This is a genomic window from Streptomyces sp. NPDC051105 (genome assembly GCF_040682795.1).
Taxonomy (GTDB): Bacteria; Actinomycetota; Actinomycetes; order Streptomycetales; family Streptomycetaceae; genus Streptomyces.
In genome coordinates this window covers 71,647-88,765 of the sequence record NZ_JBFBBR010000025.1, presented here as the reverse complement: position 1 = coordinate 88,765, position 17,119 = coordinate 71,647, and the positions used below count along the sequence as shown (strand labels likewise).

Annotated in this window: 12 protein-coding genes; 1 reads left to right on the top strand and 11 read right to left on the bottom strand. The window is 73.1% G+C overall.

The window, feature by feature from the left end; translation table 11 throughout:
- Positions 1 to 90: 90 nt before the first annotated feature.
- Together AB0N16_RS39255 and AB0N16_RS39250 are read right to left on the bottom strand one after the other, a co-directional pair.
- Positions 91 to 369: a hypothetical protein gene (locus AB0N16_RS39255; protein WP_365805430.1), complete on the bottom strand. Its 279-nt coding sequence runs from the start codon at positions 367 to 369 to the stop codon at positions 91 to 93.
- Positions 366 to 845 carry a hypothetical protein gene (locus AB0N16_RS39250; protein ID WP_365805428.1) on the bottom strand — a complete coding sequence of 160 codons (480 nt, stop codon included), beginning with the start codon at positions 843 to 845 and terminating at the stop codon, positions 366 to 368. Before AB0N16_RS39250 ends, AB0N16_RS39255 begins: the two co-directional genes overlap by 4 nt.
- 462 nt (positions 846 to 1,307) lie before the next feature.
- Here AB0N16_RS39250 and AB0N16_RS39245 point away from each other — a divergent pair, with 462 nt between their 5' ends.
- On the top strand, positions 1,308 to 4,913 hold the full coding sequence (locus tag AB0N16_RS39245) for an SCO5717 family growth-regulating ATPase (protein ID WP_365805426.1): 3,606 nt from the start codon (positions 1,308 to 1,310) through the stop codon (positions 4,911 to 4,913).
- Positions 4,914 to 4,982: 69 nt separating this feature from the next.
- Here the strand turns inward: AB0N16_RS39245 and AB0N16_RS39240 are convergent, their stop codons facing one another.
- The 9 genes from AB0N16_RS39240 to rimP all read right to left on the bottom strand — a co-directional run bounded on the left by AB0N16_RS39240 (position 4,983) and on the right by rimP (position 17,035).
- Complete coding sequence (locus tag AB0N16_RS39240; RefSeq protein WP_365805424.1) at positions 4,983 to 5,933, bottom strand: bifunctional riboflavin kinase/FAD synthetase; 951 nt, start codon at positions 5,931 to 5,933, stop codon at positions 4,983 to 4,985.
- A 120-nt stretch (positions 5,934 to 6,053) separates the two neighbouring features.
- Positions 6,054 to 9,722: a trypsin-like peptidase domain-containing protein gene (locus tag AB0N16_RS39235; RefSeq protein ID WP_365805422.1), complete on the bottom strand. Its 3,669-nt coding sequence runs from the start codon at positions 9,720 to 9,722 to the stop codon at positions 6,054 to 6,056.
- A gap of 248 nt (positions 9,723 to 9,970) precedes the next feature.
- Positions 9,971 to 10,876: a tRNA pseudouridine(55) synthase TruB gene (gene truB, locus AB0N16_RS39230; protein ID WP_365805420.1), complete on the bottom strand. Its 906-nt coding sequence runs from the start codon at positions 10,874 to 10,876 to the stop codon at positions 9,971 to 9,973.
- Entirely contained in the window at positions 10,873 to 11,334 is a 462-nt protein-coding gene (gene rbfA / locus AB0N16_RS39225) for a 30S ribosome-binding factor RbfA (RefSeq protein ID WP_365805418.1), read from the bottom strand. Before rbfA ends, truB begins: the two co-directional genes overlap by 4 nt.
- A 40-nt stretch (positions 11,335 to 11,374) precedes the next feature.
- Entirely contained in the window at positions 11,375 to 11,668 is a 294-nt protein-coding gene (locus AB0N16_RS39220; protein ID WP_365805416.1) for a DUF503 domain-containing protein, read from the bottom strand.
- A 159-nt stretch (positions 11,669 to 11,827) separates the two neighbouring features.
- Positions 11,828 to 14,956, bottom strand: a complete 3,129-nt coding sequence (gene infB / locus AB0N16_RS39215) for a translation initiation factor IF-2 (protein ID WP_365805414.1) — start codon at positions 14,954 to 14,956, stop codon at positions 11,828 to 11,830.
- 154 nt (positions 14,957 to 15,110) lie between these two features.
- Positions 15,111 to 15,380, bottom strand: coding sequence for a YlxR family protein (locus AB0N16_RS39210; protein ID WP_362572456.1), 270 nt, complete (start codon positions 15,378 to 15,380; stop codon positions 15,111 to 15,113).
- Positions 15,381 to 15,536: 156 nt separating this feature from the next.
- Positions 15,537 to 16,523 carry a transcription termination factor NusA gene (gene nusA / locus AB0N16_RS39205; RefSeq protein WP_351711955.1) on the bottom strand — a complete coding sequence of 329 codons (987 nt, stop codon included), beginning with the start codon at positions 16,521 to 16,523 and terminating at the stop codon, positions 15,537 to 15,539.
- A gap of 2 nt (positions 16,524 to 16,525) precedes the next feature.
- Positions 16,526 to 17,035: a ribosome maturation factor RimP gene (rimP, locus tag AB0N16_RS39200; protein ID WP_365805411.1), complete on the bottom strand. Its 510-nt coding sequence runs from the start codon at positions 17,033 to 17,035 to the stop codon at positions 16,526 to 16,528.
- Between the last annotated feature and the right edge of the window lie 84 nt (positions 17,036 to 17,119).

The window sequence follows — 17,119 nt, the reverse complement described above, 5'->3', positions numbered from 1 at the left end:
GTTCGGGCCGTCGTCGAAGGTGAGCGCGATGGTCTTGGAGGGGACCGAGACCGTGGTCGCCTGGCCGCGCGTGCCGCCCCACCACCGGGCTCAGCTCTCGCCGGCGCTGCCGATGCCGAGCACGGACAGCACCGCGTCCTTGGGGTGCTTGTCGTCGGCGGCGAGTTCCCGCTTGGCGAAGAAGACCCTGCCCTGTTCCACCACGATGTCCGACTGCGTCGGGTCGCCGAGTTCGCCCTCCTCGTCGGACGGGAGGCCGAAGAGCAGGTACGGGGCCCGCTTGCCGGTGCGGGGGTTCCAGGCCTCCACGGCGGACGGTTCGATGTCGCTGAGGCTGCTGCGGAAGACCAGCAGCCGGTCACCGCTCATCCGCAGCGGGACGACGGGCTCCAGGGCCGTCCGTCGAGTTTGCCCACGGGCTTGCCGGTCGTGCGGTCGAAGGCGACGATCCAGTTCTCCGGCTGGTCGATCTCGGACCGGTCCTTGCTGGTGACGTAGACCTGGTCGGGCCCGACGACCACGCCGTCGCAGTTCTCCAGGTCGCCGAAGAAGCCGGCGGAGAAGTAGCGGTCGCCGCACCGGGGGTCGTAGGCGTCGCCGCCCATGGAGATGGTGGCGAGCTTGCCGCCGTCGCCGCCGTCGAGGGTGATGAGGTCGGTGACCAGGGTGTCCCCCGCCGCGACCGCGAGCACCGGCGGATCGGCGGAGGGCAGATAGACGTCCTGGACACCGGCGGCGACCTTGTAGGTCCAGCGCGGCTTTCCGGTGCGCGGGTCGAGCCGCCGCACCCGGTAGGTGGTGTCGGGTGCCGCTCCGCAGCCCTCCGCGGCATTTGCCGTGCACACCTCGTACTCCCCCCGTCCCCCGTGGCATCCGCGCGCAATACCCCCGTCTTCGGGGAGAGTTCATCTGTGCTCACGCGAACACGCGCTCACCCTATCCCTTCGCCACCAGGGCATCATGGGCATGACCCACACCCCCGAACCGGTCAACTGCTGCCCGAACTGACGGCTCTTGCCCGTTTTGTTCATCGGTTGTTGGGCAATACGAAAGCTCCGCACCGGAGTTCCGGGCAGGGTGTGACCAGGCGGACGTCCGTATTGAGACGGACGGGCCTGCCGAGGTCCGGCTCCTGGTGATTAGGCTGGGAGGGGGCGCGACGTCAGGACCGTGGACAAGACGTCGGTGTCCCGAGGGGGAGAGCCGGTGGATCGGACTACCTCAAACGAATACGGATGCTGAGAACGACACGACATGGTCGTCGCGCCGGCACGGCATGAGGGTGCTCGACCACACCAGGAGGAACTGTGAGCAGCGATCGGGACGGGATCCGCGGGGGCTGGGCCACACCCGGCGAAGACCAGCCCGACGCGGAGTCCCTCAACGAGATCACGGGCGAGTTCACGATCGACTACGCGCCGCCCGCCTGGTACACGCAGAACGCGGCGGGCGGCCCGGGAGCGGCCGACGGTCCCGGCGGACCGGGGGCGGCTCCGGGTGGCCCGGGCACCCCTGACCGGTCCGGCGCGCCCGGCGGGGCGGGGGCTCCGGGCTCCGGTTCCGGTACGACGCCTGCCGCGCAGCCCCGTTCGCCGTTCCCGCCCGGGGCGCCGATCCCCGGGCTGACTCCGCCGCCGCACGCCCAGCAGGGGGGCGGAACGCCGGGCCCGTTCACTCCCGCGCCGACATCGGCTCCGGGTGCGCCCTTCACCCCGCCGCCGACGGCGACGCCCGGGGCACCGTTCACGCCCCCGGCCGCCTCGGCTCCGGGTGCGCCGTTCACACCGCCGCCCACCGCCGGACCTGGCGCGCCGTTCACGCAGCCGCCCGCTTCGGCGCCGGGTACTCCGTCGGCGTCCGCGCCCGCTGCGACGCCCGGGGCGCCCTTCACTCCGCCGCCCACGTCAATCCCCGGCGCTCCGTTCACTCCCCCGCCCACGTCAACGCCCGGTGCGCCCTTCACCCCGCCGCCGACGGCGACGCCCGGTGCGCCCTTCACCCCGCCGCCGACGGCGACGCCCGGGGCACCGTTCACCCCGCCGGCCGCCTCGGCTCCGAGTGCGCCGTTCACACCGCCGCCCACCGCCACGCCGGGTGCGCCGTTCACACCGCCCGCCCCGAGTGCGGACGCGGGGGCGCAGGCCGCTCCGCCGGCACCGGTCGCCGCGTCGGCCGCGCCGTTCACCCCTGCGGCACCTCCCGCGGAGGGCCCGGCCGCTGTGCCGAAGCTGCCGGTCGGTTTCGAACCGCAGCGGCCCGCCGCCGAAGAACCGGCGCCGGAGTCCGAGCCGGACAACGGTGACCTGGACGGCGGGACGACGATGCGGTTCTCCCCCGTCGCGCTGAAGCGTGACATCGCCGAGGCCGCCGAGCAGACAGCCGCCGCCGAGAACGCGGCCGCCGAGCAGAGCCGCGTCGAGGACGAGACCGAGACCGGAGCCGACGAGGAGGAGCAGCCGGCGGCCGACGTCATCGCGCTGTTGGTCGACTCCGGTGCCAAGGGCGCGGACGACTCGCCGCACGTCGGCAGCGACGAGACCGGCGCCGAGGACGAGGCCCCCCTCGACGACGCCGACTCCAGCGGTATGGCCAAGACGGACGAACTCGCCCAGGACGCCGCCCCGGTGGACGACACCGAGGAGGACGAGCCCCAGGACGCGGTCGCGGACGGCGACAGCGACAGCGACAGCGACAGCGAGTACGACGACGAGTACGACGAGACGCACTCCGCGTCCGACGATGCCACCGACGCCGTAGCCCCCGAGGACACCCACGAGCCCGAGGACGCGCCCCCCGCGCCCCAGGACCCCGTGGCCGCCGCTCCCGCGCCGCAGGACGCACCCCCGGCTCCCGAGGCCGCCCTGCCGCCCGCCGCCTGGACTCCCCCGCCGACACCGCCGACACCGCCGACACCGCCGACCGTGGTGCCGCCGTTGCCGCCGTCCTACCAGCCCGCCGCCCCCGCACCGGCCGCCCACTGGCCGGCCCAGCCGGCGCCGTCGGAGCCGGCGCCCGGCCAGCCGCAGCCCCAGCCGGCGTCCGCGCAGGGCCCCGCGGGCGTGCCCGGGCAACAGCCGGGGTTCCAGCCGCAGGCACCGCAGCCCGCGCCCGCCGCGTGGCAGCAGCCCCCGGCCCAGCAGCCGGGCGCCCCCCTCCCGCCGCAGGCACCGGACGGCTACGGCTTCCCGCAGCCCGGCGCCCAGCCCGCCCAGCCCCCCGCGCCCCCGGCCGCACAGCCGCAGCCCGCCGCCCCCGACGCACAGGGTGGTTACGGCTACCCCGGCGCCCCCGTGCCCCAGGCGCCCGCACCGGACGGCTACGGCTTCCCGCAGCCGGCCGCGCAGCCTCCGGCTCCCGCGGCCCACCCCGGCGGTTACGGCTTCCCGCAGCCCGGCCAGCAGCCGCAGGCCTTCCAGGACCCGCGCGCCGCCCAGCCCGTCCAGCCGCCCGCTCCGGCCCCGCACCCCGAGCAGCAGGCAGCGCAGGCAGCGCAGGCACCCCAGCCCCCGGTCGACCCGCGGGTCGGCGCCGCCTGGCCGCAGCCCATGCAGCACGACCAGCGGCAGATGACCAACCCCGGTGCGGCGCCGCTGGGTTACACCGCGGCCGTGGAACTGTCCTCCGACCGGCTGCTCAACAACAAGAAGCAGAAGGCGAAGAGCGGCCGACCCGCCGCCGCGTCCTCCCGGTTCAAGATCGGCGGGAAGAAGGAGGAGGCCGAGCGGCAGCGGAAGCTGGAGCTGATCCGTACGCCGGTGCTGTCCTGCTACCGGATAGCGGTGATCAGCCTCAAGGGCGGTGTCGGCAAGACCACCACGACCACCGCGCTCGGCTCCACCCTCGCCACCGAGCGCCAGGACAAGATCCTCGCCATCGACGCCAACCCGGACGCCGGCACGCTCGGCCGCCGGGTGCGCCGCGAGACCGGGGCCACCATCCGTGACCTGGTGCAGGCGATCCCGTACCTCAACTCCTACATGGACATCCGGCGGTTCACCTCGCAGGCGCCGTCCGGTTTGGAGATCATCGCCAACGACGTCGACCCGGCCGTCTCGACCACGTTCAACGACGAGGACTACCGGCGCGCGATCGACGTCCTGGGCAAGCAGTACCCGATCATCCTCACCGACTCCGGAACCGGTCTGCTCTACAGCGCCATGCGCGGGGTGCTCGACCTCGCCGATCAGCTGATCATCATCTCGACGCCGTCGGTGGACGGTGCGAGCAGTGCGAGTACGACGCTGGACTGGCTGTCCGCGCACGGGTACGCCGACCTCGTGTCGCGGTCCATCACGGTCATCTCCGGGGTGCGCGACACCGGCAAGATGATCAAGGTCGAGGACATCGTGGCGCACTTCGAGACACGCTGCCGGGGTGTCGTGGTCGTCCCCTTCGACGAGCATCTCTCCGCCGGTGCCGAGGTCGACCTCGACATGATGCGGCCCAAGGTGCGCGAGGCCTACTTCAACCTCGCGGCGATGGTCGCCGAGGACTTCGTTCGCCACCAGCAGATGCACGGCCTGTGGACCAGCGACGGCAACCCGCCGCCGGTCGCCGCCCCGCCGATGCCGGGCGGGCCGCTGCCGGGCCAGCAGTACGCCCCGCCGCCGGCTCCGGGTCGGCAGGAGCCGTACGGACCGGGGCAGCCCTACCCGCAGCAGCCGTACCCCCAGCAGCCGGGCCGGCCTCCGCAGCAGGAGCTCTACGGCCAGCCCCAGCCCGGCGCCCAGCCCTACCCGCCGCAGCAGCCGGGCCAGCCGTATCCCCCGCAGGCGCAGGCGCAGCAGCCGCCCGGTTACGGCTATCCGCAGCCGGGCGCCCAGCCTCCCGCGCCCCCGGCTCCGCCCGGCGGCTACGGCTTCCCGCAGCCCGGCCAGCAGCCGCCGCAACCACCAGAGCAGCCGCAGCAATAGCGGAAACGCCGAAGGGCGGCCGGTGCCTCACCGACCGCCCTTCGGCGTGTTCATGGACGGACGCTCTGGTCAGGCGCCCTCGGCCGCCAGCAGCTCACGGCACCGTTTGACGTCCTCGGCCATCTGCTCCAGCAGCGCGTCCAGCGAGTCGAACTTGGCCTGGCCGCGGACGTAGGCCAGGAAGTCGACGGCGACATGCAGCCCGTACAGGTCGAGGCCGACGCGGTCGATGGCGTACGCCTCCACCGTGCGCTCGGTGCCGTCGAACTGCGGGTTGGTGCCGACGGAGACCGCCGCCGGCATCACCTCGCCCTGCGCGTGCAGATAGCCGGCGTAGACGCCGTCGGCGGGGATGGCCGTGTGCGGCAGGGTCTCCACGTTGGCGGTGGGGAAGCCCAGCTCACGGCCGCGCTGGGCGCCCCGTACGACCACGCCCTCCACCCGGTGCGGGCGGCCCAGGATCTCACGGGCGCCCGCCATGTCGCCCTCGGCGACCAGGCGCCGGGTCAGGGTCGAGGAGAACGGGTCGCCGCCGCCCGCCTCGCCGCGCACGTACAGGTCGACGACCTCGACCTCGAAGTCGTAGACCTTGCCCTGCTCGGCGAGGAACTCGACGTTGCCCGCGGCCTTGTGGCCGAAGCGGAAGTTGGGGCCCTCGACGACGGCCTTGGCGTGCAGCTTGTCGACCAGCACCTTGACCACGAACTCGGCCGGCGACAGCCGCGAGAACTCGGTGGTGAAGGGCAGGATCAGCACCGCGTCCACGCCCAGCTCCGCCATCAGCTCGGCGCGGGTGTGGTGCGGGGCGAGCAGCGGCGGGTGGCTGCCGGGGCGGACGACCTCGCTGGGGTGCGGGTCGAAGGTGACGACGACCGCCGGAACGCCCAGCTCACGGGCGCGGTCCACGGCATGCCGGATGATCAGCTGGTGACCGCGGTGCACCCCGTCATAAGAACCGATGGTGACGACGCTGCGCCCCCAGTCCTCGGGGATGTCCTCCAAGCCACGCCAGCGCTGCACTGTGACCGCTCCTCGAACCTGTGTCCGTTGTCCGTCATACGCAGGTCTAAGGGTGCCATGTTTGCCGGACCCGTCTCACACCGGCACGGTCGCTGTGATCTGGCGCACGCCCCGACCGTGTCACGCGGGCACCCGGACACCGGCCAGGTTCCCCAGCATCCGCCGGGTGCTGGGCCCCACCACGGCGGCCCATTCCTCGGGGGTGTCGGTGAGCCAGCGGGCCATCCGGGCGGCGAATCCGGGCACGTGCCGGCCCAGGTCGACCAGTCCGCGGTCGAACCGGGTCGCCCCGTCCGGGGTCCGGACGAGCAGCAGCCCGGTGCGCCTGACCAGCTCACGCATCTGGTCGCCGTCGTCCTCGCGCTGCACGGCGGCCGCGTGCAGCAGCGCGTCGAGGACGCCCGGATCCCGCTCGTGGGCGAGCAGGAACTCCAGCAGTTCCCGGCGCAACGGGCGCGAGACGGGGGTGCCGGCCGCGCCCAGTACGGTCGCCAGGGCCGCCCGTACCGGCTCGGGCCCGTCGACGAGCAACCCGGTGACCAGCGGCAGCAGGACGGCACGGGCGCCGACGCCCTGGTCGAGGCGGCGCTCGACGAACCCGGCCACCTGGCCGGCGGTCTCCGGGCGCAGTTCGACGGCCTCCAGGACCAGCTCGGTGACCCGGTGGGCGAGGGCCGGTGTGGTGACGTCGGCGAGGGCGCGCAGCACCTGTCCGGCGCCGGGCCCGCGCAGCCGGGTGCGGAAGGCCTCCAGGACGTCGTCGGGGTGGGTGGCCAGGGCGGGGACCAGGGCACTCGGCGCGAGCTGCGGGTCGCCGGTGGCGAAGTGCCCCAGCGCTTGCGGGAGATGGCGGTCCCGCGTTCGCGGGTCCCGGACCAGCAGGGCGAGGGCGCCGCCGTGCAGGGTGCAGTCGGCGGGGCGGGCGAGCAGGGCGAGCGCGGCGTAGCGGAGCAGTTCGCGGTCGGCCTCGCTGCGCACGTGCGGGGCGGCGCGCAGGCCGTAGGCCACGGCGGCCACCCGGCGGGCCGGGCGCTCGTCGTGCGCCCAGCGGTCGACGGCCCGGCACACCGCGGACGGCTCGTCCTCGGCGAGCACGGCGAGCAGTTCGTCGCCCCGCCGGTGCGCGGCGTCGACCAGTACCTCGGTCAGCTCGTCCAGCGCCCGGTGCCGATGGGTGTGCAGCAGTGCCTGCGCCGCGGTCGCCACGGTGGCGTGCGGCATCGCGGGCAGCGGCCGCTCGTCGTCGAACCACCGGGTGAGATACGGCTGTACGGCGGTGGGGGCGGCGGCGAGCAGCCGGGCGACGGCGTCCAGGTAGCGCGGGGCGGTGCCCTCGGGCTCCTCCGTCGTCGGCCGGGCCCCGAACCGGCCGACGCCCGCGGTCTCCGGCAGCGGCTCGTCGGCGAGCACCAGCCTGCGCAGCAGATCGAAGCGATCGGCGTCGGACAGGGCGAGCGCGGTCCAGAAGTCCGGCGCGAACTCGGTGGCCGCGGTGCGCTGCCGGTCCACGACGCGGTCGGCGAGCAGCCGCAGCACCCCGGTGTACGGCGTGGCGTCGGGCAGCCGGAGCAGGGTCTGGGTGAGCAGTCGCGCGGCCCACCAGGAGCCCGGGTCGAGGTCGAGGGCGTGCGCCAAATCGTTGAGCCGTGGGGCGAGTTGGGCCGGTCCGTACTGGCGGTCGAGGAGCAGCAGCGCCTGCACGACCGGGCCGACCCGGTGGTGCGGGACGGGCAGGGGATGGGCGCTCTCGGGGGTCCGGGGGCGGTGGACGAGGGCGTGCAGGGCCTCGTCCAGGTCCAGGTGCATGCCCTGGATCCAGTCGGCCAGCTCCTCGTGGGCGAAACGGTAGCCACCGCCCGCGGGGACCAGCAGGCCTTCGGTGAGCACGGCGGAGGCCCAGCCGGAGCCGCCGCGCAGGTGGGCCGGGACGGGGCCCCAGGGGAAGACCGCCTCGAACGACTTCCGGTCCAGCTCGCCCTGGCCGGGCCCGAGGCTGCGCCGGGCGGCCTCGTGCACCTGGCCGGAGACGCGGGCGGCGAGCCGTCGTACGGCCGTGCCGCGCAGGCCGTTCTCGGCGGCCAGCCGGACCGCGATGCGCAGGCACAGCAGGTCGAGGTAGGCGGCGAAGACGTCGTGCCGGTCGATCGGGCCGTCGGCGGGGGCGTCCGGGAGGGCGGCGCGGACCTCGGAGAGCAGGCGCAGGGCGAGGGGGTGGCGGGCGTCGCGGTCGGTGAGGACGCCGTCGGGCACGCCGTAGCGGGAGCGGGCGCGGCGGGCCTCGTCGGGGGTGAGGTCGGTCAGCCGGACGCAGGAGGGGGTACCGGTGCCCCGGTGCAGCAGGTCGGGCGGGAACTCGGCACCGGCCCGCTCCCAGTACTCCTCGCGGCAGGCGACGAGGAGCCGGGCGCCGGTGTCGCGCAGCCATGCGGCGGTGCCGGCGGTCCAGGGGGGGAGCCGGTGGGCGAGGACCGGTGGCATCTCTTCCGGGCCGTCCAGCAGGAGGAGCAGTGGCCGTCCGGCCCGGGCGGCGACCCGGGCCAGCCGTTCCACGGTGAGTTCGCCCAGGTCGCCGGGGAGTTGGGAGCGGGAGGCGGCGACGATCCGGACGGCACGCTCCAGCGAGCGGCGGGCCGCGTCGGCGATCGAGTCGTCGGCGTCCTTGAGGTCGGCGCCGCGGAGCCAGAGGGTGGGGGCGGGGTGTGCTCCGCGGTTGCGGCGGGCGGCGAGGGCGGCGAGTTCGGTGGTGCGGCCGGTTCCTGGGGCGCCGACGAGGGCCAGGACAGTCCCGTTGGTCTTGTCGGCTCCGGTGTCCTCGGCGAAGGCCGACAGCTCCTTTGCGGTTGCCGCTCGCTCGACGGGCTGAACGGGGTCGGTGTGTTCGCCGGCGAGTGCCATGAAAGGTGGTGGAGCGTCCGCGGGTGCGTGGGGGCTGGTCGCGTCCACGCGGCGGTAGCCGCATGTTTGATACAGCCCCGCGCCCCTTTCGGGCGCGCCGGTGCGGGGCGTTTTGCGGCCGATGTAGCCGGCCAGGGCGCCCGGGGGGCCGTCCTGGCCCACTGACGTGGCCGTCAGTTCCAGGATGCCTGCGAGGTTGAGGTCGGTGCCGTAGGCCGGGACCGTCGCGGCGTTGCGGGTGAGGAGGTCGGTCAGGGGGGTGCTGTCCGGGTGGTGGAGCGAGACGGCGAAGCCCACGTCTCGCTGGCCGGACTGGAGGGCCGTGCCGAGGACACCGAGGACCGCGCCGGTCTCCGCGTCCAGGACCGGGCCGCCGGCCGCCCCGCCACCGAGGCGCAGGGCGTCCCGGCCGGCCGTGCCGATCGCCAGTTCCAGGGCGTCTTCGAGGAGATGGAACCGGTCGGTGGCGGTGTACGTCACCTGGGTCGCGGCCAGTACCCGCGCCTCGCGCCAGCGGTCGGCGGCGATCCGTACGTAGGTTCCGGTGGGGATCCGCTCCCGTACCGTGATCGGCAGCGGGTCCACGCAGAGGCCCTCGGTGCGGATCAGGGCCAGGTCGTGGGCGGGCAGCGGGGTGACCGCGTCCGAGTCGACCACGCAGGTACGGTCCCCGGCCGCGTGCAGCACGATCCGGGCGAGCCCGTCGACGGCCTCGTGGCTGGTGACCAGGGTGCCGTGGTGGTCGGCGAGGAAGCCGGTACCGCGTGGGCGCCCGGCGAGGTCGCGGACCCGGACCAGCCGGTCGTCGGGCACCGGCCAGGTGTCCTGACGTGCCTCCCGCGTCCCGTCCGCCGTGCGGCGACCGCTCCCGGTCCGCGGGCCCCGTCCCGCCATGATCGAACCTCCCCGCCCGTACATCCGTGCCCTTGTCTGAGACGGTAGGGGCGAAATGATCAGCGGGACAGAGCGGGTGGCGAACGCGCCCCCCTCCGCTCCCCCGGCTCACTCCGAGCGCCTGCTCGGTCGGGTGAATAGCCCGGGGCGGGTGGATACACCCTAGGGGTGGGGGAACCGAGGGGGGACCGTGGAGCGGCGGCGGCGCCAGACCCCGTGGCCGCCGCTCCACGGGCACACCGGGTGGTTCAGCCGAACACGGCGAGGCTCTTGGCCTTGCCCTTCTGCTCCTCGACGAGCACCAGGAAGCGGCCCTCGGGGCCGAACACGGCGACGGGACCGGCGCCGGCGTACTGCTCGGGCACGTCGATCCGCACCCCGTTGGTGAGCAGGCCGGCCCGCCGGGCGTCGACGTCCCAGCGCGGGAAAGCGGCCCCGGCCGCCTCGGCGATCGGCATCACGGTCAGCTCCTGCTGGAGCTGGTCGAGGGTGCGCGCGGAGTCCAGCTTGTACGGTCCGACGCGCGTCCGGCGCAGTGCGGTGAGGTGGCCGCCGACGCCCAGGTCGGCGCCCAGATCGCGGGCGAGGGCGCGGATGTAGGTGCCGGAGGAGCAGACCACCGAGACGACCAGGTCGAGCACGGGGGTGCCGTCCTCGGCGACGGCGTCCCGGACGTCGTAGACCGTGAACGAGGAGACGGTCACCGGCCGGGCCGGGATCTCGAACTCCTCGCCCTCCCGGGCGCGCTTGTACGACCGTACGCCGTCGATCTTGATGGCGCTGACCTTGGACGGCACCTGCATGATGCGGCCGGTCAGCTTGGCGATGCCGGTGTCGACGGCCTCGCGGGTGACCTTCGAGGCGTCGGTGGACGAGGTGATCTCGCCCTCGGCGTCGTCGGTGAGGGTGTTCTGCCCGAGGCGGACGGTCCCCAGGTACTCCTTCTCGGTGAGGGCGAGATGCCCGAGGAGCTTGGTCGCCCGCTCGATGCCGAGGACGAGGACGCCGGTGGCCATCGGGTCGAGGGTACCGGCGTGCCCGACGCGCCGGGTGCGGGCGATGCCCCGCATCTTGGCGACGACGTCGTGCGAGGTGAAGCCCGGCGGCTTGTCGACGATGACAAGGCCGTCGGGCGGGGTGGGCTTGCTGGTCATTCGGTGGCGTCGTCCGTCTCGTCGGCGTCGTCCTCGGAACCCGGCTTCCGGTACGGGTCCGCCTCACCGGCGAAGGCGGCGCCCGCGGAGACCTCGCGGACCTTCGCGTCCGAGGCCCGTGCCTTGTCGAGCAGGTCCTCGATGGTCTTCGCGGTGTCCGGGAGGGCGTCCGCGACGAAGGTCAGGGTCGGCGTGAACTTCACGCCCGCCGCCGCGCCGACCGCCGAGCGGAGCACGCCCTTGGCGCTCTCCAGGCCCGCGGCGGCCGCGGCCCGCTCCTCGTCGTCGCCGTACACCGTGTAGAAGACGGTCGCCTCCCTGAGGTCACCCGTGACCCGGGTGTCCGTGATGGTGACGTGGGTGCCGAGCCGCGGGTCCTTGATCCCACGCTGCAGCTTCTGGGCCACCACCTCTCGGATGAGGTCCGCCAGCCTCTTGGCACGCGCGTTGTCGGCCACTGGTCCGTCTCCCGTTCTTTCTTCTTTGTCGTTCTCAGGTCTAGTCGTCGTCGCCGTGGAAGCGCCGTCGGACGGACAGCAGCTCCACCTCGGGGCGGGCGGCGACCAGCCGTTCGCACCGGTCGAGTACGTCGGTCAGGTGCACGGCGTCGCCGGAGACCATGGCAAGGCCGATGCCGGCCCTGCGGTGAAGGTCCAGGTGGTCCACCTCGGCCGCGCTCACGGCGAACTTCCGCTGGAGTTCGGCGACGATCGGGCGGACGACGGAGCGCTTCTCCTTCAGCGAATGGATGTCGCCGAGGAGGAGGTCGAAGGACAGAGTCCCCACGTACATGTATGTATCCGGTTCACCCGCCGGTACGGGATCGATGGCCCTGTCAGGAACGGTACCCCGTCCCCGGCGAGGGCTCGACCGACTTTCCCGGCCGCAGGCGGCCGGGAAAAGCGCTGGCCGACGGAACCGAAGTCCCGTCGGCCAGCACCAACCGTCGGGTTACACCCGCGGCTTCTCGCGCATCTCGTACGTCGCGATGACGTCGTCGATCTTGATGTCGTTGAAGTTTCCGAGGTTGATACCGCCCTCGAAGCCTTCCCGAATCTCGGTGACGTCGTCCTTGAAGCGGCGCAGACCGTCGATGTTGAGGTTCTCCGCGATGACCTTGCCGTCACGGACCAGGCGCGCCTTGGTGTTGCGCTTGACCTCGCCGGAGCGGATGAGAACACCCGCGATGTTGCCCAGCTTGGACGACTTGAAGACCTCGCGGATCTCCGCCGTACCGAGCTCGACCTCTTCGTACTCCGGCTTGAGCATGCCCTTGAGGGCCGCCTCGATCTCCTCGATCGCCTGGTAGATGACCGAGTAGTACCGGACGTCCACGCCCTCGCGCTCGGCCATCTGCGCCGCACGGCCTGCCGCGCGGACGTTGAAGCCGATCACGATGGCGTCCGAGCCCATCGCCAGGTCGATGTCCGACTCCGTGACCGCACCGACGCCGCGGTGCAGGACGCGGATGTCGACCTCTTCGCCGACGTCCAGCTGGAGCAGGGAGGACTCGAGAGCCTCGACGGAACCAGACGCGTCACCCTTGATGATCAGGTTCAGCTGCTGGACCTCGCCGGCCTTGAGCACCTTGTCCAGGTCCTCCAGGGAGACACGGCGCGTGCGCTTGGCGAACGCGGCGTTGCGCTCACGGGCGGCGCGCTTCTCGGCGATCTGACGGGCCGTACGGTCCTCGTCGACCACCAGGAAGTTGTCGCCCGCACCCGGGACGTTGGTCAGACCCAGGACCTGGACCGGCGTCGCGGGGCCGGCCTCGGCGACGTTGTTGCCGTTGTCGTCGAGCATGGCGCGGACGCGACCGTAGGCGTCGCCCACGACCATCGTGTCGCCGACCCGCAGGGTGCCTCGCTGGACGAGGACCGTCGCCACGGCACCGCGGCCGCGGTCGAGACGGGACTCGATCGAGATGCCCTGCGCGTCCTGGTGCGGGTTGGCCCGCAGGTCGAGCGATGCGTCGGCCGTCAGGATCACGGCCTCCAGCAGGGAGTCGATGTGCAGACCCTGCTTGGCGGAGATGTCGACGAACATGGTGTCGCCGCCGTACTCCTCGGCCACCAGGCCGTACTCGGTCAGCTGACCGCGCACCTTGGTCGGGTCGGCGCCCTCGACGTCGATCTTGTTGACCGCGACCACGATCGGGACGTCGGCCGCCTTGGCGTGGTTGAGCGCCTCGACCGTCTGCGGCATGACGCCGTCGTTGGCCGCGACGACCAGGATCGCGATGTCGGTCGACTTGGCACCACGGGCACGCATGGCGGTGAACGCCTCGTGACCCGGGGTGTCGATGAAGGTGATCTTGCGCTCTTCGTCGTTGACCTCGGTCGCGACCTGGTAGGCACCGATGTGCTGGGTGATGCCGCCGGCCTCGCCCGCGATGACGTTCGTCTTGCGGATGGCGTCGAGCAGTCGGGTCTTACCGTGGTCGACGTGACCCATGACGGTGACGACCGGCGGGCGGACCACCAGGTCCTCCTCGTCGCCCTCGTCCTCGCCGAACTCGATGTCGAAGGACTCGAGCAGCTCGCGGTCCTCCTCCTCGGGGCTGACGATCTGGACCGTGTAGTTCATCTCGCCGGCGAGGACCTCGAGGGTCGCGTCGGAGACGGACTGCGTGGCCGTGACCATCTCGCCGAGGTTCATCATGACCGCGACGAGGGACGCCGGGTTGGCGTTGATCTTCTCCGCGAAGTCGGTGAGCGACGCGCCGCGGGAGAGACGGATGGTCTCGCCGTTGCCGCGCGGCAGCATCACGCCGCCGACGCTCGGGGCCTGCATGGCCTCGTACTCCTGGCGACGCTGCCGCTTCGACTTGCGACCGCGACGCGCCGGACCGCCGGGACGGCCGAAGGCGCCCTGCGTGCCACCACGGCCGCCGGGACCGCCCGGACGCCCGCCGAAGCCGGGACGACCGCCGCCGCCACCGCCGGGACCGCCGCCGAAGCCGCCGCCACCGCCGCCGGGCCCACCGGGACGGCCGGCGAAGCCGCCGCCACCGCCCGGACGGGCACCGCCGCCGCCACCGGGACGACCGGCGAAGCCGCCGCCGCCCGCGGGACGACCGGCGCCGCCGCCGGGACGACCCGCACCGCCGGGACCGCGACCGCCGCCACCGGGGCCGGGACGCGGGCCGGCAGCGGGACGCTGCGGCATCATGCCGGGGTTCGGACGCGGACCCGCGGAACCGCCGCCGGGACGCGGACCGCCCTGCGGACGGGGCATGCCGGACGGGCTCGGACGGGAACCGCCGGGAGCCTGGGGACGCGGACCGCCGCCCTGGGCGCCGGGCGCCTGGGGACGGGGAGCGCCACCGGGACCGCCGGGGCCGGGACGGGCGCCGCCCTGCGGGCGCGGGGCCTGCGGGCGGGCCATGCCGGTGGAGCCACCGGAGGTGAAGGGGTTGTTGCCCGGACGCGGACCGGCCGGACGGGCACCGCCCGGACGCGGGGCGCGGTCACCGGGACGCTGGCCGCCCTGACCCGGACGGGCCTGGCCCTGACCGGGGGCGGGACGACCGCCGGGGCGCGGGGCGCCCTGAGCCGGACGAGGGGCGCCACCGGGGCGCTGGCCCTGTGCTGCGGCCGGGCTCTGCGCCGGGGCGGCCGGAGGGGCCGGCGGGGCGGTGAACTCGGGTGCGGCCGGAGCCGGACGCGGGGCGGGCTTCGGACCCGGGCGCGGGCCGGAGGCGGCCGGCGCGGGGGTGGCCGGAGCCGGAGCCGAGGGTGCCGCCGGGGCCGGGGCCGAGGCCGCGGGGGCGGGCGCCGCAGGGGCCGGCGGGGCCGGCGGCTGCGGGGCGGCCGGACGCGGCGCGCCCGGCTTGGGGGCACCACCCGGGCGTGCCGCCTGCGCCGGAGAGGGCGCGGCGGGCCTGGGTGCGGCCTTGCGCGGGGCGGACTTGCCGTTGCCACCGCCCTGGAAGGCATCTGTCAGCTTGCGTACAACGGGCGCCTCGATCGTCGAGGACGCCGAACGGACGAATTCACCGAGTTCCTGGAGTTTGGCCATGACGACCTTGCTCTCAACCCCGAACTCCTTGGCGAGTTCGTATACCCGGACCTTAGCCACTTCGCTCCTTTTAGGTCCGGGTGCGTCCGGACCGTCGCTACTTCATGGGCGTACTCATCGCGTGCTCATCGAGTGCTCATCGCAATCTCGACCTACTTCCAACTCGCGGGGTACCAGAGCCGCACGGACGTTCCGAACGACGCTTCTTACGGTCTTACTGCTCGACGTAGGGCCGCAACGCCTTTACGTCCAGCGGACCCGGGACGCGGAGCGCCCTCGGGAGTGCCCGGCGGCGCACCGCCTGGTCCAGACAGACCTGGGCGGGGTGCACATACGCACCCCGGCCGGGCAGCGTACCGCGAGGATCGGGGACACATTCGTCCTCGACCGCCACGATCCGCAGCAGTTCGGTCTTGGCCGCTCGCTGCCTGCACCCCACACAGGTGCGCTCAGGGCATGCGCGGGCACGCGTCCGGCCAGACACAGCTAAGTCTACCTCCCCGCACCGACCTCACCCCTTCGGGGCAAAGATCGAACGGCTGTTGTCGTAATCCAAGCGACCTGCGGCTGGGAACTATTCCCTCCGTCCGGGTGAACCACCGACGAGGGCGAGTGCGATCCGGACGAGCACAGGAGTGATCTACTCGGACACCTGTTCGATATCCGGCCGGATGTCGATCCGCCAGCCGGTGAGACGGGCGGCGAGACGGGCGTTCTGTCCCTCTTTGCCGATCGCCAGTGACAGCTGGTAGTCGGGCACGGTCACCCGGGCGGACCGGGCCGCCAGGTCCACGACCTCCACCTTGGAGACGCGGGCCGGCGACAGCGCGTTCGCCACCATCTCGGCCGGGTCGTCCGACCAGTCGACGATGTCGATCTTCTCGCCGTTCAGCTCGCCCATGACATTGCGGACCCGGCCGCCCATGGGGCCGATACAGGCACCCTTGGCGTTCAGGCCCGAACGGGTGGAGCGGACCGCGATCTTCGTCCGGTGACCGGCCTCGCGGGCGATGGCGGCGATCTCGACGGACCCGTCGGCGATCTCCGGCACCTCGAGCGCGAAGAGCTTCTTCACCAGGGCCGGGTGGGTGCGGGACAGTGTCACGGAGGGACCGCGGACACCCTTCGCCACCCGGACGACGTACGACCGCAGCCGCATCCCGTGCGGATAGGTCTCGCCGGGGACCTGCTCCTGCACCGGCAGGATGGCCTCGAGCTTGCCGATGTCGACGAGCACGTTCTTCGGGTCGCGGCCCTGCTGGACCACACCGGTGACGATGTCGCCCTCGCGGCCGGCGTACTCGCCGAGCGTGGCATCGTCCTCGGCGTCCCGGAGCCGCTGCAGGATGACCTGCTTGGCGGTGGTGGCGGCGATCCGGCCGAAGTCCGACGGGGTGTCGTCGAACTCGCGCGGCGCCTGCCCCTCCTCCAGGTCCTCGGGGTCCTCCTTCGCCCACACGGTCACATGCCCGGTCTCCCGGTTGAGCTCCACGCGCGCGTGTCGGCGGCTTCCCTCGGTGCGGTGATAGGCGATGAGGAGGGCCGACTCGATCGCTTCGACCAGCAGGTCGAAGGAGATCTCCTTCTCCCGCACCAAGCCCCGCAGGGCACTCATGTCGATGTCCACGGCTACGCCTCCTCTTCTTCCGTCATGTCCTTCTTGTCCTTGCGGTTGAACTCGACCTGCACGCGCGCCTTGTCGATCTCGGCGAAACCGAGTCTGCGGGTGGTGGCCTTGCGGCCCTTGACACCGGGCACTTCGAGATCGAGGCCCTCGTCGTCGACGTCCAGGATGCGCGCGACCAGTTCCCCGCCCTCGGCCAACTGGAATCTCACCAGCCGGTCCACGGCACGCACGTAGTGCCGGTGCTCGGTGAGGGGGCGCTCCGCGCCCGGGGTGCCGACCTCGAGGGTGTACTCGCCCTCGCCCATCGCGTCGCTGTCGTCGAGCTTCGCCGAGAGCTCACGGCTCACATCGGCGATCTGGTCCAAGTCCGCCCCGGTGTCGGAGTCGACGACCACGCGCAGCACCCGCTTGCGTCCGACGGAGTCCACGGCGATCTCTTCGAGATCCAGGCCCTGAGAGGTGACGAGCGGTTCCAGGAGCTCTCGCAGCCTCTCGCTCTGGGTCGTGCTCATCCGGGTGACTCCTCGGCCGCGTGTGCTGTTGTGGGTTGGGTCGCGTGTCTGGTCAAAGGGTATCCGGTCGCGAGGAGTGTTGCC

Coding starts and splice junctions, on each gene's coding strand:
- rimP (WP_365805411.1), bottom strand. CDS start 17,035: ATGAGCACGACCCAGAGCGAGAGGCTGCGAGAGCTCCTGGAACCGCTC.
- AB0N16_RS39235 (WP_365805422.1), bottom strand. CDS start 9,722: ATGGCGGGACGGGGCCCGCGGACCGGGAGCGGTCGCCGCACGGCGGAC.
- AB0N16_RS39220 (WP_365805416.1), bottom strand. CDS start 11,668: ATGTACGTGGGGACTCTGTCCTTCGACCTCCTCCTCGGCGACATCCAT.
- truB (WP_365805420.1), bottom strand. CDS start 10,876: ATGACCAGCAAGCCCACCCCGCCCGACGGCCTTGTCATCGTCGACAAG.
- AB0N16_RS39255 (WP_365805430.1), bottom strand. CDS start 369: ATGAGCGGTGACCGGCTGCTGGTCTTCCGCAGCAGCCTCAGCGACATC.